The sequence below is a fragment of the Megasphaera sueciensis genome (genome assembly GCF_050219315.1).
In the GTDB taxonomy this organism is placed as follows: Bacteria; Bacillota; Negativicutes; order Veillonellales; family Megasphaeraceae; genus Megasphaera_A; species Megasphaera_A sueciensis.
Genome location: NZ_CP116939.1, coordinates 1,599,929 through 1,621,461 on the forward strand (window position 1 = coordinate 1,599,929; position 21,533 = coordinate 1,621,461).

General features: G+C 39.4%; 33 protein-coding genes and 1 tRNA gene. 4 read left to right on the top strand and 30 right to left on the bottom strand.

The window, feature by feature from the left end:
• Nucleotides 1-976: 976 nt before the first annotated feature.
• The 6 genes from NXG62_RS07675 to NXG62_RS07700 all read right to left on the bottom strand — a co-directional run bounded on the left by NXG62_RS07675 (nucleotide 977) and on the right by NXG62_RS07700 (nucleotide 6,567).
• The gene (locus NXG62_RS07675; RefSeq protein WP_427111875.1) at nucleotides 977-1,957 is read right to left on the bottom strand and encodes a ketoacyl-ACP synthase III; all 981 of its coding nucleotides are present in this window, start codon (nucleotides 1,955-1,957) and stop codon (nucleotides 977-979) included.
• Between the two features lie 160 nt (nucleotides 1,958-2,117).
• Nucleotides 2,118-2,363: a transposase gene (locus NXG62_RS07680; RefSeq protein ID WP_427114258.1), complete on the bottom strand. Its 246-nt coding sequence runs from the start codon at nucleotides 2,361-2,363 to the stop codon at nucleotides 2,118-2,120.
• A gap of 188 nt (nucleotides 2,364-2,551) precedes the next feature.
• Nucleotides 2,552-3,709: an ABC transporter permease gene (locus tag NXG62_RS07685; RefSeq protein ID WP_427111876.1), complete on the bottom strand. Its 1,158-nt coding sequence runs from the start codon at nucleotides 3,707-3,709 to the stop codon at nucleotides 2,552-2,554.
• A complete protein-coding gene (locus NXG62_RS07690) occupies nucleotides 3,706-4,872 on the bottom strand; it encodes an ABC transporter permease (RefSeq protein ID WP_427111877.1) in 1,167 nt (388 codons plus the stop codon). The genes NXG62_RS07685 and NXG62_RS07690 overlap by 4 nt, the downstream gene beginning before the upstream one ends.
• A complete protein-coding gene (locus NXG62_RS07695; protein ID WP_427111879.1) occupies nucleotides 4,869-5,918 on the bottom strand; it encodes an HlyD family secretion protein in 1,050 nt (349 codons plus the stop codon). Before NXG62_RS07695 ends, NXG62_RS07690 begins: the two co-directional genes overlap by 4 nt.
• A gap of 97 nt (nucleotides 5,919-6,015) precedes the next feature.
• Entirely contained in the window at nucleotides 6,016-6,567 is a 552-nt protein-coding gene (locus tag NXG62_RS07700) for a TetR/AcrR family transcriptional regulator (RefSeq protein WP_427111880.1), read from the bottom strand.
• A 312-nt stretch (nucleotides 6,568-6,879) separates the two neighbouring features.
• Here NXG62_RS07700 and NXG62_RS07705 point away from each other — a divergent pair, with 312 nt between their 5' ends.
• Nucleotides 6,880-7,224: a transposase gene (locus NXG62_RS07705; protein ID WP_427111881.1), complete on the top strand. Its 345-nt coding sequence runs from the start codon at nucleotides 6,880-6,882 to the stop codon at nucleotides 7,222-7,224.
• Complete coding sequence (locus NXG62_RS07710) at nucleotides 7,221-8,129, top strand: IS3 family transposase (protein WP_427111882.1); 909 nt, start codon at nucleotides 7,221-7,223, stop codon at nucleotides 8,127-8,129. The genes NXG62_RS07705 and NXG62_RS07710 overlap by 4 nt, the downstream gene beginning before the upstream one ends.
• A gap of 174 nt (nucleotides 8,130-8,303) precedes the next feature.
• On the opposite strand, the gene NXG62_RS07715 is transcribed toward NXG62_RS07710, so the two are convergent.
• Both NXG62_RS07715 and NXG62_RS07720 read right to left on the bottom strand, forming a co-directional pair.
• Complete coding sequence (locus NXG62_RS07715) at nucleotides 8,304-8,843, bottom strand: IS30 family transposase (RefSeq protein ID WP_427111883.1); 540 nt, start codon at nucleotides 8,841-8,843, stop codon at nucleotides 8,304-8,306.
• 377 nt (nucleotides 8,844-9,220) lie between these two features.
• Nucleotides 9,221-9,311, bottom strand: a tRNA-Ser gene (locus NXG62_RS07720).
• A gap of 171 nt (nucleotides 9,312-9,482) precedes the next feature.
• Here NXG62_RS07720 and NXG62_RS07725 point away from each other — a divergent pair.
• Nucleotides 9,483-10,142, top strand: a complete 660-nt coding sequence (locus NXG62_RS07725) for a DUF2271 domain-containing protein (protein WP_427111884.1) — start codon at nucleotides 9,483-9,485, stop codon at nucleotides 10,140-10,142.
• Nucleotides 10,143-10,146: 4 nt separating this feature from the next.
• Here the strand turns inward: NXG62_RS07725 and NXG62_RS07730 are convergent, their stop codons facing one another.
• Nucleotides 10,147-10,584 carry a DUF3783 domain-containing protein gene (locus tag NXG62_RS07730; protein ID WP_427111885.1) on the bottom strand — a complete coding sequence of 146 codons (438 nt, stop codon included), beginning with the start codon at nucleotides 10,582-10,584 and terminating at the stop codon, nucleotides 10,147-10,149.
• A gap of 69 nt (nucleotides 10,585-10,653) precedes the next feature.
• Here NXG62_RS07730 and NXG62_RS07735 point away from each other — a divergent pair, with 69 nt between their 5' ends.
• A complete protein-coding gene (locus tag NXG62_RS07735; protein ID WP_427111886.1) occupies nucleotides 10,654-11,553 on the top strand; it encodes a LysR family transcriptional regulator in 900 nt (299 codons plus the stop codon).
• A gap of 59 nt (nucleotides 11,554-11,612) precedes the next feature.
• Here NXG62_RS07735 and rplQ read toward each other — a convergent pair whose 3' ends face one another.
• The 21 genes from rplQ to rpsQ are packed head-to-tail and all read right to left on the bottom strand — an operon-like array spanning nucleotide 11,613 to nucleotide 21,524.
• Nucleotides 11,613-11,951 carry a 50S ribosomal protein L17 gene (rplQ, locus tag NXG62_RS07740; protein WP_091650655.1) on the bottom strand — a complete coding sequence of 113 codons (339 nt, stop codon included), beginning with the start codon at nucleotides 11,949-11,951 and terminating at the stop codon, nucleotides 11,613-11,615.
• A 17-nt stretch (nucleotides 11,952-11,968) separates the two neighbouring features.
• Nucleotides 11,969-12,946 carry a DNA-directed RNA polymerase subunit alpha gene (locus NXG62_RS07745; protein ID WP_091650658.1) on the bottom strand — a complete coding sequence of 326 codons (978 nt, stop codon included), beginning with the start codon at nucleotides 12,944-12,946 and terminating at the stop codon, nucleotides 11,969-11,971.
• Nucleotides 12,947-12,998: 52 nt separating this feature from the next.
• Nucleotides 12,999-13,388, bottom strand: coding sequence for a 30S ribosomal protein S11 (gene rpsK, locus NXG62_RS07750; protein WP_427111887.1), 390 nt, complete (start codon nucleotides 13,386-13,388; stop codon nucleotides 12,999-13,001).
• Nucleotides 13,389-13,412: 24 nt separating this feature from the next.
• On the bottom strand, nucleotides 13,413-13,781 hold the full coding sequence (gene rpsM, locus NXG62_RS07755; protein ID WP_427111888.1) for a 30S ribosomal protein S13: 369 nt from the start codon (nucleotides 13,779-13,781) through the stop codon (nucleotides 13,413-13,415).
• A gap of 22 nt (nucleotides 13,782-13,803) precedes the next feature.
• The gene (gene rpmJ / locus NXG62_RS07760; protein WP_007391661.1) at nucleotides 13,804-13,917 is read right to left on the bottom strand and encodes a 50S ribosomal protein L36; all 114 of its coding nucleotides are present in this window, start codon (nucleotides 13,915-13,917) and stop codon (nucleotides 13,804-13,806) included.
• A gap of 24 nt (nucleotides 13,918-13,941) precedes the next feature.
• Entirely contained in the window at nucleotides 13,942-14,160 is a 219-nt protein-coding gene (infA, locus tag NXG62_RS07765) for a translation initiation factor IF-1 (RefSeq protein WP_091650665.1), read from the bottom strand.
• On the bottom strand, nucleotides 14,153-14,443 hold the full coding sequence (locus NXG62_RS07770; protein ID WP_427111889.1) for a hypothetical protein: 291 nt from the start codon (nucleotides 14,441-14,443) through the stop codon (nucleotides 14,153-14,155). The genes infA and NXG62_RS07770 overlap by 8 nt, the downstream gene beginning before the upstream one ends.
• The gene (map, locus tag NXG62_RS07775; protein WP_427111890.1) at nucleotides 14,443-15,192 is read right to left on the bottom strand and encodes a type I methionyl aminopeptidase; all 750 of its coding nucleotides are present in this window, start codon (nucleotides 15,190-15,192) and stop codon (nucleotides 14,443-14,445) included. Before map ends, NXG62_RS07770 begins: the two co-directional genes overlap by 1 nt.
• Entirely contained in the window at nucleotides 15,189-15,842 is a 654-nt protein-coding gene (locus tag NXG62_RS07780) for an adenylate kinase (protein ID WP_091650673.1), read from the bottom strand. The genes map and NXG62_RS07780 overlap by 4 nt, the downstream gene beginning before the upstream one ends.
• A gap of 12 nt (nucleotides 15,843-15,854) precedes the next feature.
• Complete coding sequence (secY, locus tag NXG62_RS07785; RefSeq protein ID WP_427111891.1) at nucleotides 15,855-17,117, bottom strand: preprotein translocase subunit SecY; 1,263 nt, start codon at nucleotides 17,115-17,117, stop codon at nucleotides 15,855-15,857.
• Entirely contained in the window at nucleotides 17,118-17,558 is a 441-nt protein-coding gene (rplO, locus tag NXG62_RS07790; protein WP_427111892.1) for a 50S ribosomal protein L15, read from the bottom strand.
• Between the two features lie 20 nt (nucleotides 17,559-17,578).
• The gene (gene rpmD, locus NXG62_RS07795) at nucleotides 17,579-17,758 is read right to left on the bottom strand and encodes a 50S ribosomal protein L30 (RefSeq protein ID WP_091650681.1); all 180 of its coding nucleotides are present in this window, start codon (nucleotides 17,756-17,758) and stop codon (nucleotides 17,579-17,581) included.
• A gap of 17 nt (nucleotides 17,759-17,775) precedes the next feature.
• Entirely contained in the window at nucleotides 17,776-18,279 is a 504-nt protein-coding gene (gene rpsE / locus NXG62_RS07800; RefSeq protein WP_427111893.1) for a 30S ribosomal protein S5, read from the bottom strand.
• Between the two features lie 17 nt (nucleotides 18,280-18,296).
• Nucleotides 18,297-18,659 carry a 50S ribosomal protein L18 gene (gene rplR, locus NXG62_RS07805; protein WP_427111894.1) on the bottom strand — a complete coding sequence of 121 codons (363 nt, stop codon included), beginning with the start codon at nucleotides 18,657-18,659 and terminating at the stop codon, nucleotides 18,297-18,299.
• 41 nt (nucleotides 18,660-18,700) lie between these two features.
• Complete coding sequence (gene rplF / locus NXG62_RS07810) at nucleotides 18,701-19,243, bottom strand: 50S ribosomal protein L6 (protein WP_427111895.1); 543 nt, start codon at nucleotides 19,241-19,243, stop codon at nucleotides 18,701-18,703.
• A 19-nt stretch (nucleotides 19,244-19,262) separates the two neighbouring features.
• Nucleotides 19,263-19,655, bottom strand: coding sequence for a 30S ribosomal protein S8 (rpsH, locus tag NXG62_RS07815; protein WP_091650693.1), 393 nt, complete (start codon nucleotides 19,653-19,655; stop codon nucleotides 19,263-19,265).
• A gap of 29 nt (nucleotides 19,656-19,684) precedes the next feature.
• Nucleotides 19,685-19,954, bottom strand: coding sequence for a 30S ribosomal protein S14 (rpsN, locus tag NXG62_RS07820; RefSeq protein WP_091650695.1), 270 nt, complete (start codon nucleotides 19,952-19,954; stop codon nucleotides 19,685-19,687).
• Between the two features lie 15 nt (nucleotides 19,955-19,969).
• Nucleotides 19,970-20,512, bottom strand: coding sequence for a 50S ribosomal protein L5 (gene rplE, locus NXG62_RS07825; protein WP_427111896.1), 543 nt, complete (start codon nucleotides 20,510-20,512; stop codon nucleotides 19,970-19,972).
• Nucleotides 20,513-20,540: 28 nt separating this feature from the next.
• Nucleotides 20,541-20,858: a 50S ribosomal protein L24 gene (gene rplX, locus NXG62_RS07830; RefSeq protein WP_427111897.1), complete on the bottom strand. Its 318-nt coding sequence runs from the start codon at nucleotides 20,856-20,858 to the stop codon at nucleotides 20,541-20,543.
• A gap of 17 nt (nucleotides 20,859-20,875) precedes the next feature.
• On the bottom strand, nucleotides 20,876-21,244 hold the full coding sequence (gene rplN, locus NXG62_RS07835) for a 50S ribosomal protein L14 (protein WP_091650704.1): 369 nt from the start codon (nucleotides 21,242-21,244) through the stop codon (nucleotides 20,876-20,878).
• Nucleotides 21,245-21,269: 25 nt separating this feature from the next.
• Entirely contained in the window at nucleotides 21,270-21,524 is a 255-nt protein-coding gene (gene rpsQ / locus NXG62_RS07840) for a 30S ribosomal protein S17 (RefSeq protein ID WP_091650707.1), read from the bottom strand.
• Between the last annotated feature and the right edge of the window lie 9 nt (nucleotides 21,525-21,533).

Consider the following 21,533-nt stretch of genomic DNA (forward strand, 5'->3'; position numbering starts at 1 on the left):
TGGACAGTTTTTTTAAGGCGCTATTACAATAATCAAAAATTGATTTACCATCATGCTCTAAATAAAACTCAAGAAAAAATGCACCATGTACATCTCTAATCACAGGTAACCAAAAGGGTATTTTAATGAGTTCTTTAAACTGTTTTTGATAAATCATTGGATATACATCTTCATTTTGATTGTTTTCTATTTTTAAAGTATTTTCTTTGAAATTTTTACAATTTTTCTTAATTTTTTTGTAAGTTGTTTGGGAGATTGATTCTTTTTATGTTGTAATTGTTCTATTTTCCCGAACTTTTTCACTATAATTGAAGAATTCGAAATCCAGTAAACAAAGTTATTGACTGCTTGATTCACATTTTCTGTGGTACTTCTAAATATACTATCAGCGAAATATACCATTGATTTATACTATTCCTTCTCTGAATAAAAAGGAAAGGGTAACCCTACTCCATAAAAATGCACCGAAAGGTTATTATAAAACTGTCTGGTATTGTAAAGAAAATCCTCGTATTTCTTATTAGCATCATCATCATTCGTACAATAATCATTCATAAAAACGCTCCTCATACTTAGCCAACTCAACCCTATAATACTTATCCATCAGCTTATCTGCATTCAAATACATGTGAATGGCACAAATTAGAATAATCCTGTTAATCCTTTTATTATAAATGATATAACAAAAAAGGAAATATGTATTACACATAATAAAAGTAACCGACCGATAAAACAGTGAATAGTTAAATGCCGGGTATCCCCTATTATCCTAAACAGACAATCAGCTTTGAAATGCTCTGTTTTTTGGATCGGTGTACTTCTTGTATATTGCGGTATCTCGACATCAATAATATTTTTCAATATCCAATTACATGATTACTACGCTATTCAAACACTATTCTGATGATAATGTCTGCATGGTATTTAATCATCCGGGACAAAATGAAATTGAAATTTTTCTTTACCATATATAAATTTAATCCCAATCGATAATAAGACCAGCATGAGTCAATCCTGCGCCGTAGCCATACAGAAGTAACTTGTCACCTGACTTAATTTTTAAAGCTTCCTGTCCTAGCCATATTGCTAATGGGATTGATACAGAAGAAGTATTGCCATAATACTCATTACTTACTAACATTTTTTCAATAGGCATATCAATTCTTTTGCAAATGGCTTCTATCATGCGCAGATTAGCACTATGAGGGACAAACCAATCTATATCACTTATATCTAAATGAGCTTTTTTTAATAATGACGAAATCCCTACTGGAATGTTTTTAACAACATATTTATATAACCCACTGCCTTCTTGCTCAAATAATTTTTCTTTCTTTATAACTTCTCCATTAACGGTTTGTGATAAATTACTGCATGTAGCATATGGTGCAAATTTTCCTTCTGTAGCAAAATAAGATGCTATAAAACTACCTTTTCCATTAGTTTTTTCCAATAACATCGCTACAGCTGCATCACCAAGTAAAATACAAGTATTTCGATCTGTATAATCCAAAACTTTAGACACTGTTTCCGATGAAATGGCTAATACTTTATTGCAGTGACCTGAAGTTATCAATGAATCTGCAACACATAATCCATAAATTGAGCCTGTACATCCTGCATTTAAATCCATAGTTCCGGCTGCCTTTATATCAAAATGACTTTGTACTAAAGCAGAAACTGTCGGTACCAAATGATCTGGCGTAAATGTCGTTACAATTATCATATCAACATCTTCAACCTGCACATGATATCTTTCAATCAAATTTTCAACTGCTTTTACAGCCATATCACTTGCAAATTCGTCTTTTCCTGATATCCGTCTTTCTTTTACACCTGTTCTGCGAACTATCCATTCATCATTTGTATCAACCATTTTTTCTAAATCATGATTCGTCATTTTTTGACTAGGTACGTATGCCCCTAATCCAACAAGTTTTGAATAGCTTTTTAGCATATAGTCCCCCTCGTTTATAACTAGTATTAGCATCAGTTATTATACTACTGATTATTATTATTCAATAAACCATCTTTAGCTCTATGTATCAAGAAGTTCTCGGTAAATGTGTTGATCTAGATGATATCTACTGCACAAAAACTACTTTTCGACACGGCAACTATTTTAAGGCCCGTTTTACTTTCCACAGTTGTAAATATACGTAAAATAAAGTTGGTGTACACGGAATAGCCTGGAGTTTCCTCAGATTCAGTGTTAAAATAGACAGCGCTATCACACTTTGTGTCGTTCCTTTCAGATATGTTCTGATTTGGCTAAGGCCAAACCGACGTTTCGCTAAACTGAAAGCGCGTTCAACTTCCACGTGGTCACAATTGTCTTTGTATTCTAATCGTCTGTCTCTGATGGCACTTTCTCAAGATGTCACAAGGCAGATCCTGACAATGAATACACACTTCTTTCCGCTCATCTTTTCCGGCAACACAATGAGCAAAAATGATCTATAATTGCCTTAATTTAAAAAGGCACAGAATACCAATAAACAGGCATTGCCATAACAATTGCATCTGCACTCATGATAGTCAATCTTACTAATTATTCGTATTTTTTAAGAAGATGTGAATTGCAACCGTATTTGAATATTTTTTTAACAAACAACAGACAGCAAACTCCCATTGTTAAAAGCGCGATAATACTTTCTGGTAAATATCTGGTTGTACCTGACAAAAGCAGATCTCGCATGGCACTTGCAATCCACGTCAAAGGGAAAAAGATTTTTGCCATCCATTGGATATAAAATGGCATAGATTCTAACGGCCAGGTATACCCAGATAAAATGAAGGCAGGGACGACATATAGGAGGGATGCCTTCACATATTTAAGTTCTGTGGAGAATAATGCAGAGGTCAGCATTCCAAGGAGAAGTACAGCAAAGCAAAATGCGCCTGTAAGGGAAAACAATTTTAAAAATGATGCTTTGATTGGGATGTTCCAGGTATAGCCGGAAAAAAATAAAAAACCGGCAAATGCTATCATTGAAAACAGCCAATGAATCAGTATTTTGCCAAAGAGCAATGTATGCAGCGAGGTATTCTCCAATTCGGTCCAATGGTTGAAATCATAATGCACGGAAGCTCCTATAGCAAAAAACAATCCTTGTTCATAAGCGGTCATAGCAAGACCAATACAGAAAAAGAGCAAATATGTCTGTGTTGGATTGTTTATAACACGCAGATTATAGTGAACGGGGGTGATTTCTTTTTTTAATATACTTTCATCCATTCCCAGGCGCAACGATGCATAATGGGCAGCGAGTTTATCAGAACATTCGTTAACCGTATCCTGTACTGCCAATGACGTTGTATTAGCAAATACAAGATTTGAACCATTGACCATATACAGTACGGTAGTAGAATGTCCCTGCGTAATGTCTTTGGAAAAATTTTTGGGAATTTGAATTGCAGCATACACCTCCTTGTTCATGAGAGCCTGCTGCAGCTCTTCTTCAGAAGAAACTTCCTGTTGGATGTCCAGACTTTCATTATCTTCCAGATTTCGTATTAATTCTCTGCTTAGATGAGACTGGTCTTCATCGCAAATAAGCGTCGGAATATGTTTTACTACGCCAGGTCCATACAAAAAACCAAACAAAAACAAATAAAGTAATATGGCTCCAAAGACGAAAATAATACGCCGGGGGTCTTGTATGAAAATTTCCTTGATTTCACGTTTTATGATTTGCCATACATTCATGATAGATTTCCCTGCTTTACTGGTTGTTTTTTTTGTTTCCAATACCGGCTCAGGGAAAAAACGCCCCAGGCAAGTCCTTCAGCAATAATTCCCATGATCAATAACGCTTGTATTCCGTCGTTTAAAGACGGGGCATAGCCTGCAAGCATTAAATCACGCATATTATCAGCGGTGTAGGTAATCGGCATAATACCGGCATACCAACGGCCGAATCCCTGCATGGAGAGAAGAGGCCAGGATAATCCGCTGAATAAAAGCCCGGGCATGATGTACAATAAAGGGATTTGTACTGCTAATGTTTCGTTTGGACATAAAGAGAAAAACAAGTATAATATGCCGATAACTGCAAATGAAAAACAGCAGCCCAACCATAATAACTGCCAGAATTGCGCACGGATAGGGACCGCCCAAAACAAGGACAGGCCGCCCAGCGACACTATGTATGACAGGACTGCCATACCCCAATACGGCAGTGCTTTTGCTAACATGATTCCCAGTGAAGAGTATTCCGGTCCATACATGTTTTGTTTAGCGATCGAAGCTAACGAGGGGACTGTCAAAAGCAGGGCGATTTGTACTCCGTTGAGGACAATGCCGGGTAACATAAAGGAAGTATATCCTGTTGTCGGATTGTTTAGGATACGTACTCCGATGCGGATCGGATCTACTGTATTCATCGCTTCGGATGGTAATACGCCGGCACTTTCCACAAGTTTTTGTGCTATACTTACTGAAAAGGTCCTGTCGTTTTCTTCAATAGCGGATAACGCAGAATTTGCAAAAATATTATTTGTTGAATTAATGGCAAGTACAACATCGGTGCCATATCCCAATTTAATTTGTTTGGAAAAATCTTTTGGAATTCCCAGTGCTACTTGAGCTTTTCCTTCCTTCAGCAGCTGTGACATTTCTTCCTGCGTATTCACATAATATTTCACATCAAAGCGTTCCGAATCATCATATACTTGAATCAGGCTGCGGCTTACGCTGCTTTGGTCCTGATCATAAATTACTATGGGAATGTGGCGAACCGTATTTTCTTTATAGACTATCCCAAACAATATACAAAAAATCAGCGGCGTCAAAAAGACTAAAGCAACAGGGCTCGAGTGCTGCCAAAGCACGTGATGTTCTCTGCGTACAATTTCTGAAAAATTCTTCATGACGCGATATCCTCGATTAATCTAAAGCGCATTCCGGGTCTTAACTGGTTGGAATTTACTTGTACTTTTACATTAAAACTGACAATATCACTTTCATCATCACGTTCATTTGTTGCTCGCTGTGTAGCAAATTCCGATTTTTTACTGATATCTGTAATTGTTCCTGTTACATGGGTTTTTCCGTCTCGAGCTTCTAGTACGACTTGTTCTCCCACTGCATATTTCGACAAATTGGTTTCAGGCACCTTGAAATCTACCCAATTATCGGTAAAATCCTGCACAGCAACGATAGGAGTCCCTGTGGAAACCATAGAGCCTTCCTCTACATATTTTTCAGTAATAACTCCGTCGTAAGGTGCTCGAATAAGGGTTTCATCCAACGCAATATTAATTTGTTCAAGACTTGCTTCGGCTTGTTCAATTTTTTTCTGTATAGCTTGTTCATTTTCCTGATCTACATCTGTTTGCATCAGCCCGGCGTTTGCGGATGAAACCCCTGCCGCTGCCTGCGCATAGGCTGCCTGTGCCGTTTCGTACTTGGTTCGATAGGTATCAAAATCTTGCTTGGATACAGCGCCTTCGCCTAAAAGCTTTTGATAACGGAGATAATCATTCTTGGCGAGTTGCAGATTGGAGTTCATTGAATCCAGATTTGCGTGGGATACATCTACTGTTGAAAGTGTCGTTTGGTTTTGCATAGTTGTTTCTGTAGATGCTTGTTTTAGCTGTTCCTGCAACGCATTGATATTTGCCTGTGCTTGTGCTGCTTGTATCTGAAGATCACGTTGATCTATATGTACCAGAATTTGATCTTTTTTTACAAGATCACCTTCTTTCACATCCAATTCAACGACTCGGCCAGCAATTTTGGAATTAATATCGATTTCTTTTGCATCTGCACGGCCCCAAAATTGATTTGGAAGTTTTGCCTCTTTTTGTGAACTACATCCTGTAGCAATCATTAGCAGAATAATACATAAGCACATTGCTGTCAGGCCGACATATAACCTTCGGTATTTTCCTATATCTGTCTTTTTCGTTCGCATTTTCTCTCTCCTTCGTACCAATAATACTTATAACGTTCATTTGGGTATTTTAGTGGAAAATTTTTCCAGACAGTTTTACATAAACTGCCTGGATGATTTATTTCTTTTCAATTCCTACAAATAAGATATCACTAAAACTTTCCATTGCCATACTGATCGTTAAGTTGTTTTTTTGCAAAAACTCAGAATCAAACAATACTTTTGAAACCATTAGAAGGCATTCCTTCATCACACTCAAGTTGACATTGCGTAATTCCCCCTTATTTATTCCTTCCTGCAAGATTTCCAGCAACGTATTAATTTTTTCCTCTCTGAATTTTGCCCACCGCTTCCATTCAAGTTCGTAATCAACTCGTAAATCAGAGTAAAGACTTCGGTCAAAATGTGTGAATGATTTGGTATACAATTGAATCAGCATACTGACTTTTTGCCGGGTTGATACATCCAGTGAACGGATTTCCTGTTCTTGTTTATTGAAACGCTCCATAAGATAATCTATCGTTTCATTGATCAATTTTGTTTTGGAATCTACCATATGATATAACGAAGTTTTACTCATATGCAGACGTTTTGTTACATCAATCATACGAAATCGTAACGCATGTATTTTTATTTCTTCTAATACGGCTAATATTATTTTTTCCTGCACTTTTTACACCTCAACAGTACCAATATTTACTTTATCGGTATTATGAGACATAGTATAGCTTATTTATAAAATAATGTCAATAACCCGCAATAATATTTTTTGATATTGGATCGAGTAGGCAAACACACTTCACAGAAGTGTGTGCAGTTTTTCCACATATAGCTCCTCACAACTCACGAGGCTATAACAGAATACCGTTCGAACGGTGATTGCGGATTTGTTCTTACCATCCCCATGATGTTGTACAATAAAAATTGGCACCCTATTCTCAAGGATTGTGATATATAATTGATAGAGAATAGGAGAAATAAGATGGCAAAACGAATTATAAAAACTTATGACCAAGAATTTAAATCACAGGCTGTAAAATTAGCTCAGGAGATTGGTGGACACAAAGCCGCAACGGAACTGGGGCTTCCTGATAGTACTATCTATACATGGGTTAAAGCCTTCAAAGGAGGTAGGTTGGAGGCAAAAGACGCTGTTCATACTCCTTCCAATGCCTTATCTCTTAACGAGGAACTTATTGAACTTAAAAAGCGTGTTAAAGAACTGGACAAAGAGAATCGCCATCTTAAAGAAGTGAATGAATTTCTTGAGGAAGCAAGCGCTTTTTTCGCCGCCAGCCGTCGGAAGTCAACAAAAAACAGAGATTGATATTTATTGCAATAAAAACTGAAGACGGCACTATTAAAGGTAAAATTTCATTCTATTGTAAAAGCCTATGCGTAACCAGACAGGGATTTCACAATTATCTTAAATATAAAGATAAGCCTTGGAAATATCAGTCTCTTGCAGATGCTATGTTAGATATCTGTGCTGAAGATGAATGCAATGATACTTACGGACGAATCAGAATGCATCAAGCTTTAGAGCTAAAAAACCCTGCTGGTATTGAGATTCCGAGTGAACGGACTGTATACCGTGTTATGGAAGAAATCGGTATTAGCCATAGACCAAAAAGAAAACCTAATGGAATCACAAAAGCTGATAAAGAAGCCAGAAAATCTGATGACTTAATTAAACGTGATTTCTATTCTGATAAACCGTTAAGCAAGTGCGTAACAGATATGACTGAAATAAAGTGTCTGGATGGAAAACTGTATGTATCCGCAGTTTTTGACTGCTTCGATTCTGCAGTACTGGGATTAGCAATGGATACAAATATGAAAGCCACGTTATGTGAACAAACAATAATTAATACATATAAAGCATATCCAGAAATTCGGGGCTGTATCCTGCATAGTGATAGGGGAACACAGTATACCAGTGAGCTGTACCGTAATGCAATTAAGCAATACGGAATAGTACAAAGTATGAACAGTGCAGGTGGCAGATGCCATGATAATGCCCGTTGCGAAAGCATGTGGGCAAGATTAAAGGAAGAATTAATCTATAATCGATATAATGCTTCAAAAACAACTGTTGAACATATGAAAACAATTATATGGAGATATTTCATTAGTTACTGGAATAACCGAAGAATCTGCTCCACCAATGGAGGATTACCTCCAATGATTAAGAGACAACAGTATTACCGCTCATTGAAGGATGCAGCGTAGATCCAATATCCTCGAGAAAAAAGTGTAAAGAGATATTGACAATATCACCATGTCAAATGCATAATACAGAATAGATTTGCAAGTACAAGACTTATCACCTCGTCTTAAGGCGTTTCACTTTTTTCGTTTGACCATGATCTCGCAGAGTCCACAAATGGTGCCTTTAACCATCCTTTAATATACATCTATATCCATGGTTCTCGTATGTGCTTGCGTACCGTCTTTATCAACAGTGTTTAGAAGTCTTGAATTTAAAATGAAAGTCACCTTATCTAGTTGTTCTTGAGTTATTTTATGAAAATTAGTTCTTTTGGGAAAATAGACACGAATTTTGCCATTCATGTTTTCATCGCTACCACGTTCCCAAGGTGCAGCGGGATGTGCAAAGTATACAGTAGTATAAAGTATCTGTTTAACGGATCTGAATTTTGCAAATTCGGATTCGTTATCCAATGTCAACGTATGTACTACATATTCGAATAATACCTTAACAATCACATCTTTTGTCGCTTCTTGATTTCGGTTTTCTAGTAAAATCATGCGCATAAACCGGTTGGCATGATCAACACAGGTTATGATTAATCCTTGCCCGACAACACCATACAAGGTGTCTCCTTCCCAATCACTAAACCCAGAACGGGCATTGGCTTGTGCAAGTCGTTCGGTATCTGGATGAATGGTGTTACAGGTATGATCTTTGTACCGATTGCGCATTTATTCACCGTGGAGACTGAGATTCTTTTTACGAGAGCCATTGGGTAACAGCTTTCATTGTAACGCACAATAGATAGTGGTATGGCTTACCGTATCATGTGAATGGATTTCATTCCACTCACTTCCGGCGGCGTATTGAACCACCCCAACAGTTGACATAGAGCCACAAAGTTAATAAAAAAGTTCGACAAAAACGTGCAAAAAAGACTCATTCTTCTTTTCCTTTTGATACCTATCAGCTTTAAACAGACAAAAACAATACTTTTTTGTATTGGAATAGAAATACATTATTTTTCCATTTGCACGGCTATTGGCACGGCAGAAAACAGAAAAAAGCGAGCTTGGAAAAATATCCAAACTCGCTCGTATTAGTAAAATGGCGGAGTGGCAGGGATTTGAACCCTGGCGGGCCTTACGACCCCTAACGATTTAGCAAACCGTCCTCTTCAGCCGCTTGAGTACCACTCCATCACGTCAGCTGACTATAATATAGTACTATATATCATGTAAAATTGTCAAGGATTTTCTTTTAATTTACGATTACACTTTCTCATTCAAACTCGATATATCCTACTATATATGATATAATATGTTCACAAATGAAATATTTATTATTTTTCCTACAAAGGAGTTTATATAATGAAAAAATATTCTATAAAACAATATGTCTGTCTTATATTAATGGTTATACTAGCCCTATCCTTTGCTCTTACCATTTTTAGAATGCAGCGCCCTGCTACACTGAATATCATTACACAGGCTTCCAAAAAAGCTTCTTCTGAATCGTCCACACAAGCAACATCTGCCGCGGCCGTTCCTCAAGGATCTTATGTAGAAATTACGTTTAACTTCAATCGCTCTTCCAATAAAAAGGGTAGTGATCAATTTGCAGCTTGGATAGAAGATTCTAATGGTAAATTTGTACGCACATTGGTTGTCACACAATATGCTGCCAGAAAAGGTGCCGTCAAATATACTTTCTGCCTTCCTATTTGGAGTGAACGTTCCGGTGCCCGTGCCAACGCCCAAGAAATAGACACTGCCGCCGGAGCTACACCCAAAACCGGGACTATACACTATTATTGGGATTTAACAGATAAAAACAATACACCCGTCAAACCGGGAATATATCATCTTTACCTGGAAGGAACACAAAGTGAAACGAATCAGTTGTTATTTCAGGGTAATATAACCGTTGGCGGCCAATCTGCTGCCACAACGGCAGAACCAACGTATTCATCAGGACAAGCACCAGATAAACCAATGCTTTCTGTCGTTACGTTCCTGTATAAACCATAGTACTTTATTTCTTTTTCTGCGCTTCAAAATAGTCATGTTCTTTAGATATTTCTTGGAGTATCGTGTATATATTCCAAGAAATATTATTAGGTGTTACTCCTGCTTTTAAAGGAATGCTCTTAAGCGGTCCGCGGCGAATACCATTGAGCAATACATTTAATGCGGAAGAATCAAACCCACACAAAATAATTGCTTCTTTGGTAACTTTCATGGTTGTCGTTATTTCCTGATTTTCCGGAATTTCTTCTTTATCTGCTTGTTTTTTTAAAGCAGATATATTTTCAATTTCTTCTTCTGTAAATCCTAACAGTTCCCCTACGGTTTTATCCATATCGCTTTCCGTTACGATTCGAATCTGAGACTTAGCCAATAATGCCAAGAGTTTTAATTGTTTTATGCGTTCGGGCATAAAATTTATTGCTAATATCATTTTTAAAGCCATAGCAATCACTCCTATTCTCTGTTGATAATATTAAATGTCTTTGCTTTAACTATACAGGATGGTGCCCTTATGTCAACTAATTTTGAATATTATAAGATTTTTTATTATGTAGCAAAATATAAAAATTTTACACACGCTGCCCAGGTCTTATACATAAATCAACCATCCGTTACACGTTATATTCACTTATTAGAAGAAGAATTAGGCTGTCGACTGTTTATACGTTCCAAACAGGGTGTAAAACTGACACCAGAGGGGGATTTATTATACGAACACGTAGCACCTGCCTGCGAATCATTATTTTCAGGTGAAGAAAAATTGCATGCCGTAAAAGACTTAAAAGAAGGGACTCTTTTAATCGGAACAACAGAAATTGCATTCCGTACTGTTTTACTTAACAAACTTCATATTTTTAGACAACGTTATCCTGATATCAAAGTAAAAATATCCTGTGATACAGCCCCTCAATCTGTTTCTAACTTACTATCTGGAAAATATGAACTCAATTTAATAACCACCCCAATTGATATCAAAGATACGATTGCTATGCACAAAGTCATGTCATTGCAAGATGTCCTGATTTGCAAAACAGGATACATTAACCTTGCGGAAAATACACCCTACACACTGAAAGATGTATGCTCCTATCCTATGGTCACACTTCCTGATTCAACAAGCACACGAAGATTTTATGAAAGCTTCTATTATGAAGCAGGTCTCCAATTTAAAGTTGACATTGAGGTAAGTTCTATTGATCTTATTCTTCCTGTCATTCAACGCGGTCTGGCTATAGGGTTTATACCACAAAAAATTGTAGAACCATATCTCCATTCAGGTGAAATATCTGTAATTCCTCTGGCCGAAAAAATGCCGACTCGTTCCATTTGTATTCTTTGGGACAAGCAACGTCCTTTAAGTTTAGCTGCCCATAAATTTTTCGAAGTACTCACAAAAGATTACATGCCGTAAATAATATACCAAAAATCCCGATACAGGCATTTGCCGCATCGGGATTTTTGTTATGTAGTTTATACTAATTCGATGATAACCATCGGAGCTGCATCACCCTGGCGAACACCAGTTTTGATGATGCGTGTATAACCACCTTGACGATCTTTGTACTTAGGTGCAACTTCGTCAAACAGTTTTTTTACTACATCTTCATCCATCATATACGCCAATACCTGACGGCGCGCATGAAGGTCGCCACGTTTAGCCAGCGTTAGCATCTTATCCGCAATTTTGCGAAGTTCTTTTGCTTTTGCTTCCGTAGTTTCAATGCGTTCATGTTGGAATAAAGAGGTAACAATGCTGCGCAATAATGCTTTACGTGCGGAGCTGTCGCGTCCCAACTTTCTATAAGCCATCGTTCATCCTCCTCAAACTATTCTTCATGGGATTTCAGATCATATCCGTAATCCTCTAATTTTGCAATAATTTCATCAACGGATTTTTTGCCAAGATTACGAATCTTAGACAAATCATCCTTCGTCCGTTCAACCAAATCTGCTAACGTGTACACATTGGCACGTTTGAGACAATTAGATGCCCGCACGGATAAATCCAATACGTCGATTTTAATCTTTGTAAGATCAACTTCAGGTTCTTCCGGTTCCTTGTCAGGATCCTTACTGGTAAATTCACCAGCAGCTTCATTAGCAGCTGGATCAGAAGCCAGTTCCTTGAAATATTCCAAATAGCTGACCATAATGGAAGATGCTTTTGCTACTGCATTTTCAGCAGTAATACTCCCATCTGTCCAAACTTCCAATGACAACGAATCATAGTCCATTTCGTTGCCTACCCGGATATCGCCAATTTCATAATTCACCCGCGTAATAGGCGAAAAAATTGAATCGATAGGAATGACGCCAATCATATCGGTATCCTTCTTATTTTTCGTAGAAGGAACATATCCTTTACCTCGTTCAATATGGGCAGTCAATCGAATATGAGCGTCCTTATCAAGAGTAGCAATATGAAGTTCCGGGTTTAAAATTTCAATGTCTGAGCTTACTGCGAAATCATTTGCGGTTAATTCACATTCACCGGTTACGTCTACAATGATATCAGTTTCATCAATTCCATCATAGTTGAATTTTAAGCACATTTGCTTCAAATTCAAGATAATATCGGTTACATCTTCACGCACACCAGGAATCGTTGAAAATTCATGCAATACTCCATCAATCTTAATGGAAGTAATTGCTACACCATCTAAAGACGATAAAAGGATACGCCGCAAACTGTTACCCAACGTGATTCCATAACCCCGATCAAGAGGTTCACATACGAATTTTCCATAGGTGTTGTCTTCGCTTCGTTCGACAACTTCAATCTTAAATTTATTATCATCTATCATTAGGAAAATCCTCCCATTTCAGAATCAAATCAAATCGGTCAATTAGCAACGATTAGACACGTCTGCGTTTTGGCGGACGGCAGCCATTATGCGGAATCGGAGTAACATCTTTAATGCTATTGACTTCCAATCCTGCTGCCTGTAAAGCACGAATAGCAGCTTCACGACCAGATCCAGGACCTTTTACAAATACTTCTACTTGATGAAGGCCATGTTCCATGGCTGCCTTTGCAGCCTGTTCAGCAGCCATCTGAGCAGCAAACGGTGTACTTTTACGAGACCCGCGGAAACCAAGGCCACCTGCGCTGGCCCACGAAAGTGCATTGCCCTTCGTATCACTGATGGTAACAATTGTATTATTAAAAGTAGAACGGATATGTGCTGCACCGGATTCTACATGTTTCTTTTCTTTCTTTTTATTGCTTCTTACGTTTTTAGCCAAGACCGTTTCCCTCCTTACTCAAAATTATTTTTTATGACCTGCTATTGCTTTTCTCGGCCCCTTACGAGTCCGGGCATTTGTCTTTGTGCGTTGTCCACGAACAGGGAGCCCTGCACGATGACGTTTGCCACGATATGAATTGACTTCAATAAGTCGTTTAATATTTAAAGCATCTTCACGACGAAGATCGCCTTCTACTTTGTAATCAGCACCGATAACTTCACGGATTTTAGATACTTCATCTTCCGTCAAGTCGCGTATGCGCGTATCAGGGTTGACGCCTGTTTTCTTCAAAATTTTCTGGGAAGAAGAAAGGCCAATACCAAAAATGTAAGTCAAGCCAACTTCAACTCGTTTGTCACGTGGTAAATCCACACCGGCTATACGTGCCATCTATTCATCCACCTCCTATCTATTAACCTTGTTTTTGTTTGTGTTTTGGATTTTCGCAAATAACCATAACACGGCCTTTGCGCTTAATGATTTTGCATTTTTCGCAAATCTTCTTTACTGACGGTTTAACCTTCATAATTAACCTCCTGCATAATCAATCTTACTTAAAGCGATACGTAATACGACCGCGATTTAAATCGTACGGCGTCAATTCCATCGTAACTCTGTCACCTGGCAGGATACGTATAAAATTCATCCGCATTTTACCGGAAACATGAGCAAGAACAATATGCCCGTTTTCCAATTTTACTTTAAACATGGCGTTAGGCAACGCTTCAACGACGATGCCTTCTACTTCAATGACATCTTCCTTAGACATGTAATACCTCCCTAGTCATTTCATCCTTGGCCCGATTTAAGACTGACCGCACCCATTCATTGCTGATTCTGCAGGAAACAACATCCGATATGGCTGCGTTTGTCCCTACTACGCGGAGATGCCGGTAATTTTTTTTCTTCGGCTTATCCAGATTGTACTTTCTACCGTCAGCAATCCATACATACGGATAATCCAATTTACCAACAACTACATATAAACCTTTTTTATCTTTTCCTGCACAGCTTTCTACTACTGTACCGACTGGAATTGTAACTTTTTCCATTAAGACCTCAAGGTCAGGATTTCCGGACCATTTTCAGTAATGGCTACTGTATGTTCAAAATGGGCTGCCGGTTTATTATCACGCGTTACAACGGTCCAGCCATTCTTTAATGAATGAACCTTCTCAGTCCCCATATTAATCATCGGTTCAATTGCCAAAACCAATCCCGATTCCAACAATTCACCATGACCGGCCAAACCATAATTTGGTACTTCCGGATCTTCGTGCATGTCTGTTCCAATGCCATGCCCAACGTAATCACGCACTACACCATACCCAAATGATTCGGCATATTGCTGTACAGCATGTCCGATATCTCCCATATGATTCCCTACTACAGCCTGTTCAATACCCTTATAAAGGCATTCTTCAGTTACTTTTAAAAGCTGAAGCTTAGCATCGTCGACATGTCCGATAGGAAGTGTTACTGTCGAATCACCATGATAACCATTTTTGTTAACTACCAAATCAATACTGATTATATCGCCATCTTTGAGTTTTCGATGTCCAGGAATACCATGTACAACTTCTTCATTTACACTGGCACAAATGGTAGCCGGGTACCCATAATAACCTTTACAACTTGGAAATGCGCCTCGGCTGCGGATATATTCTTCACAGCGACGATCAAGCTCCCCTGTCGTAACACCGGGTTGTGCCAGTTTACGCATAAGTTCCAGCGCATCCGCTGTAATACGTCCGGCTTCGCGAATACACTCAATTTCATGCTTAGATTTCAAAATAATCATTTTTTACTCTTTTCAAGGCTTTCTACGATAGCCTTAAAGACTGCTTTCATTCCCTGCGTTCCATCAATTTCGATATACAGGTTAGAATTTTTATAATAATCAATAAGGGGCTTCGTTTGCGCTGCATATACAGTTAAGCGTTTTTTCACCGTGTCGGCTTTATCGTCGTCACGCTGATATAATTCACCACCGCACTTATCACAAACACCGTGTACCTTTGCAGGCTTGAATGTTATATGGTACGTCGCCCCGCAGGAACGGCAAATTTGGCGGCCTGCTGTCCTCTGAATCAATTCTTCATCAGGGACGCTAATGTTCACAACTCCATCAAGCTTAATCCCTAAATCACTAAGAATAGCATCCAGTGACACCGCCTGCGCCGTCGTACGTGGAAACCCATCAAGGATAAATCCCTTTTTGCAGTCTTCTTTAGCCAGCCGTTCTTTTACAATACCTATTGTAACAGCATCTGGGACTAATTGGCCATTATCCATATATTTTTTGGCTTCGAGTCCAAGCGGCGTTTGTTCTTTCACTGCCGCCCGGAACATATCACCCGTTGCAATCTGGGGAATACCATATTTTTCAATCAATTGTTCAGCCTGCGTACCTTTACCAGCACCCGGAGGCCCCATTAAAAGAATGTACATCCCAATTCCTCCTTATTTCATGAACCCTTGATACTGTTTTGTCAGAACCAAAGATTCCGCCTGCTTCATTGTGTCAATAGCAACACCAACAACAATCAGCAGCGCTGTACCACCAAAATAAACACCTTGGATTCCCGTAAGCCACCCGATAAAGTTCGGAAGGATCGCGATAAACGCCAAGAAAAATGCACCGGCAAGAGTAATTCTCGTCATAATTCTATCAATATACGTTGCCGTCGGTTTGCCTGGTCGTATACCAGGAATAAATCCACCGTATTTCTGCATATTTTCAGTCATTTGCGGTATGTTCAGCGTAATAGCCGTATAGAAATAAGTAAAGAAAATGATCAGAAAAGCGTAAATAATTGTATTGCTAATTGTACCCCAAGCAAAGAAACTCGCCAACGTCTGTACCCAGCCGATTTGAACAAATTGACCGATGGTAATCGGAAACATAAGTACAGAAGAAGCAAAAATGATGGGAATAACGCCCGCCTGATTTACTTTCAACGGAATATGTGTCGTGTGCCCGCCATACATTTTTCGTCCAACAATTCGTTTCGCATATTGAACGGAAACACGACGCGTACCTTGCGTCACTTCTACAACAACGACAATCATTAAAATAGCAATGACCGCAAACAACAAGGCTTGGAAAATATTGATTGTTCCTGCCTGAATATACTTATAAACTGTTACCGCTCCATCAGGAAAGCGTGCTACGATACCGGCAAAGATAATAAGAGAAATCCCATTACCAATACCACCGGCTGTAATCTGGTCACCCAGCCACATGAGAAAACAAGTTCCAGCTGTTAATATGATAGAAATCATCAATACCATAGCCCAACTGTTATCAACAAGAGCATTGTTGACCTTAAGCGCATAACTCATGGCAAATGCCTGTATAAAGCCAAGAAAAACCGTACCATAACGCGTAACCTTTTGAATCTTTTCGCGGCCGTCTTGGTTATCTTTTGCCCACTGTTCAAACGTAGGCACTACAGATGTCAACAGCTGCATAATAATGGACGCGTTGATATATGGCGTAATGCTCATGGCCAATACAGAGAATTTACTGAGGGCCCCGCCTGAAAACAAGTCCAACAATCCGAACAAGTTACCACTGCTGAATAAGTTTTCGATTACAGAGGAGTCCACTCCGGGAACCGGAATGTGGACACCAAGTCGAAAGATTACAAACATAATCAGCGTAAACACCGCACGCTTACGGAGTTCCGCAACATGTATGATGTTCGAGAGGCCTTCTAACAATTAGATCACCTCTACCTTACCACCAGCTGCTTCAATTTTCTGTTGCGCCGACTTAGTAAAACCTTGAGCTTGAACAGTCAGAGATTTTTCTAAATCTCCGTTACCCAAGATACGGATACCGTCGCGAACATTTTTTAGAATACCTGCTTCAACCAAAGCAACGGGATCAACCGTAACACCGTTTTCAAAACGATTCAAAACAGAAACGTTAATTTCGGCATACTGTTTGGCAAAAACATTTTTGAAACCACGTTTTGGGAGCAACCGATACAACGGCATCTGGCCACCTTCAAAGCCCGGACGTGTACCACCGCCACTACGGGAGTTTTGCCCTTTCATGCCTTTGCCGGCAGTTTTACCGTTACCGGAACCCAAACCACGGCCAATGCGAGTCCGTTTTTTTGTCGAACCCGGAACAACACTCATTTCATGAAGTTTCATTCAGCGCACCTCCTTCTATATTAAATTTCTTCTACAGTTACTAAATGTCTTACTTTATGAAGCATCCCATTAATCTGAGGGGTAGCTTCCTTAATTACTTGCGAATTTGTCTTATGAAGCCCAAGAGCTATAACTGTTGCACGCTGGTCCTGAGGACGCCCGGCAACACTCTTGGTAAGAGTAATTTTTACCTGAGCCATTACGTATAATCCTCCTCTTAACAACCGTAAATTTCTTCTACAGTCTTACCACGGAGTTCAGCTACCTTATTAACATCTTTAAGTTCGCTTAAACCAGTCAAGGTTGCCTGTACCATATTGTTCGGGTTAGAGGAACCAAGAGATCTTGTAAGAATATTACGAACACCTGCCAATTCCAATACGGCACGAACAGGGCCACCAGCAATAACACCGGTACCTTCAGCAGCCGGTTTCAAAAGAACTTTACCGGCCCCAAATACACCTGTTATTTCGTGAGGAATAGTACCATTCTTAAGAGGAACAAAAATCATATTCTTCTTAGCATCTTCGACACCTTTACGGATAGCTTCGGGAACTTCGCCGGCTTTACCTAATCCTGCGCCCACTTTACCATTGCCGTCTCCGACAACTACAAGAGCACTGAAGGAAAAACGACGGCCGCCTTTTACTACTTTAGCTACACGGTTGATAAATACTACATTTTCCTGCAAATCACTTGCTTCACGGTCATTTCTAGCCATGTGTTATTTCCTCCTTATTAGAATTTTAAGCCTGCTTCACGAGCACCGTCAGCCAAAGAAGCTACACGGCCGTGATATACATACCCGCTGCGGTCGAAAATGACCGTAGTGATACCTTTTTCCAATGCACGTTCGCCAACAAGTTTACCAACTAACTTAGCCACTGCAGCGTTGCCACCGTAAGCGGCCTGTTCTTTGATCACCTTATCCAAAGAGCTGGCAGATACAAGTGTAACACCCTTTTCGTCATCAATAATCTGTGCATAAATATTGGAAAGGCTGCGGAAAACGTTCAAACGCGGACGTTCTGCCGTGCCAACTATGTTTTTACGTATACGCCAATGACGCTTTACACGAATTACATTCTTACTAGCCTTCAAGGAATTCACTCCTTTCTTCTATTTAAAACTTAAAACGTTAATTATTTTTTCAAACCGGCTTTACCAGCCTTACGACGAACATGTTCGCCCACATATCTGATACCCTTGCCCTTATACGGTTCAGGTAAGCGATATCCGCGGATTTTGGCAGCAAATTCACCAACATGTTCTTTATTTGCACCGGAAATAATAATTGATGTTGCTGATGGGCATTCAACGCTAATGCCTTCCGGGGCATCTAATTCCAACGGGTGGGAAAAACCAAGAGTCAAGGCCAATTTTTTACCTTTCATCTGTGCTCTGTATCCTACCCCTTGAATTTCCAATTCCTTCTTAAAACCATCGGTAACACCGACAACCATATTATGGATCAGTGCACGAGTCAAACCGTGGAGTGCACGGTGTTGTTTTTCTTCAGAAGGACGTTCAACGGTAATAACATTGTCTTGTATATTAACCTTCATATCCTGGTGGAGTGTACGGGTTAATTCGCCTTTCGGGCCTTTTACTGCAATAAACTGGCCATCTAAGGTTACCTTTACGCCTGCCGGGATATCAATAGGCATTCTACCAATTCGTGACATATTGACACCTCCAAATAATTTACCAGACGTAAGCGATAACTTCACCGCCCAAACCTAGTTTACGAGCTTTTTTATCGCTCATAACACCTTGGGACGTGGAAATAACCGCAATTCCCAAACCACCGAGAACACGTGGAAGTTCTTCCTGTTTTGCATATACACGCAAACCCGGTTTGGAAATTCTCTTGATGCCGGTAATAACTTTTTCTTTATTTGAACCATATTTCAACGTAACTTTTAACGTTTTGCCTTCATTTACAGACTCGTAATTTTTCACGAAACCTTCTTCTTTCAAAATATCAAGCACGGCAGCTTTCATCGTCGAAGCAGGCATTTCTACTTTTTCGTGATATGCCGAGTTAGCGTTACGGATTCTGGTGAGCATATCCGCAATCGGATCGGACATTACCATAATCTAAAAACCTCCCTCCATTAATCGAGTTACCAACTGGCCTTTTTAACGCCAGGAATCTGTCCCTTATAAGCCAATTCACGGAACGTAATACGGCAGATACCAAATTTACGCATATAACCGTGAGGACGACCGGTTACCTGGCAACGATTGTGCAGGCGCACCGGAGAAGCATTGGCAGGCAGCTTAGAAAGTGCTTCATAATCACCCTTTGCCTTCAGTTCAGCACGGAGCTTCGCATAGCGGGCAACCATTTTTTCACGTTTTTTTTCACGTTCAAGCATAGACTTCTTTGCCATGTATGTATTTCCTCCTTATTGCTTTTCAAAAGGCATGCCCATCAACGTCAACATATAACGGCTTTCTTCGTCCGTTTCAGCTGTTGTAACGATGGTAATATCCATGCCACGGGCTTTATCAATTTTATCATATTCAATTTCCGGGAAAATCAATTGTTCCTTCAAACCGAGTGTATAATTACCACGACCATCGAACCCGGTAGCGCTTACGCCGTGAAAATCACGAACGCGAGGCAAAGACAAGTTCATCAATTTATCAAGGAATTCATACATACGTTGTCCTCGCAATGTAACTTTGCACCCAAGGGGCATTCCTTCACGAATTTTAAACGCCGCAATAGATTTCTTTGCTTTCGTAATAATCGGTTTCTGACCGGAAATGATAGTCATATCACTTGCAGCAGCATCCAAAGCTTTGGAATTAGTAACAGCTTCACCAATAGCCATATTGATAACGACCTTCGTAATCTTAGGAATCTGCATAACATTTTTATAACTGTATTTTTCCTGTAATCCTTTCACAACCTCGGAAAGGTATTTGTCTTTTAATCTGGACACTCTCAAGGCCCTCCCTTCTTCTTATATATTAAATAGCTTTACCGCTCTTAACAGCAGTACGAATCTTTGTTCCATCGGCCTGTTGTACCATTTTTACACGAGTCGGTTTGCCGCTTTCAGGATCTACGAGCATGACATTGGAAACATGAATAGCTGCTTCCTTTGTAACAATGCCACCTTGAGGATTGTTCTGAGTCGGTTTAGTATGGCGCTTAACCTGATTAATGCCTTCTATTACAACGCGGTTTTTCTTCGGATATGCCGCAATGATTTTACCTTTTTTGCCTTTTTCTTTACCAGCGATAACGATTACCGTATCTCCTGTTTTAACACGCAATTTTGCCATTGACAACACCTCCCCGCTTATAATACTTCCGGAGCCAGGGAGATAATTTTCATGAAATCTTTATCACGCAATTCTCTGGCAACGGGCCCAAAAATACGAGTCCCTTTAGGACTCTTATCTGTATTTATCACAACAGCTGCGTTTTCATCGAAACGGATGTAAGAACCGTCGGCACGACGCAATCCCTTTTTCGAACGAACGATAACAGCCTTCACTACGTCACCTTTCTTAACAACGCCACCGGGTGCTGCGTCTTTAACAGAAGCAGTAATGATATCGCCAATGTTACCAAACTTGCGATATGAACCACCCATGACCTGGATGCACAAAATTTTCTTGGCACCGGTGTTATCGGCAACATTCAACATAGTTTCTTGCTGAATCATGGCTTTACCTCCTAATTTCTCAAGCTTATTGAGCTTTTTCTACAATATTTACAACTCTCCAATGTTTTTGTTTAGACAAAGGGCGAGTTTCTTCAATGCGTACGATATCTCCCATATGGCATTCGTTGTTTTCATCATGAGCCTTGAATTTTACAGTTGTAATCATCGGTTTCTTGTATAATTTGTGTTGTTCTTTATATTCTACAGCTACAACAACAGTCTTATCCATCTTATCGCTGACAACTTTACCTATGCGGATTTTCCGTTCATTTCTTTCCATATGTGCCTG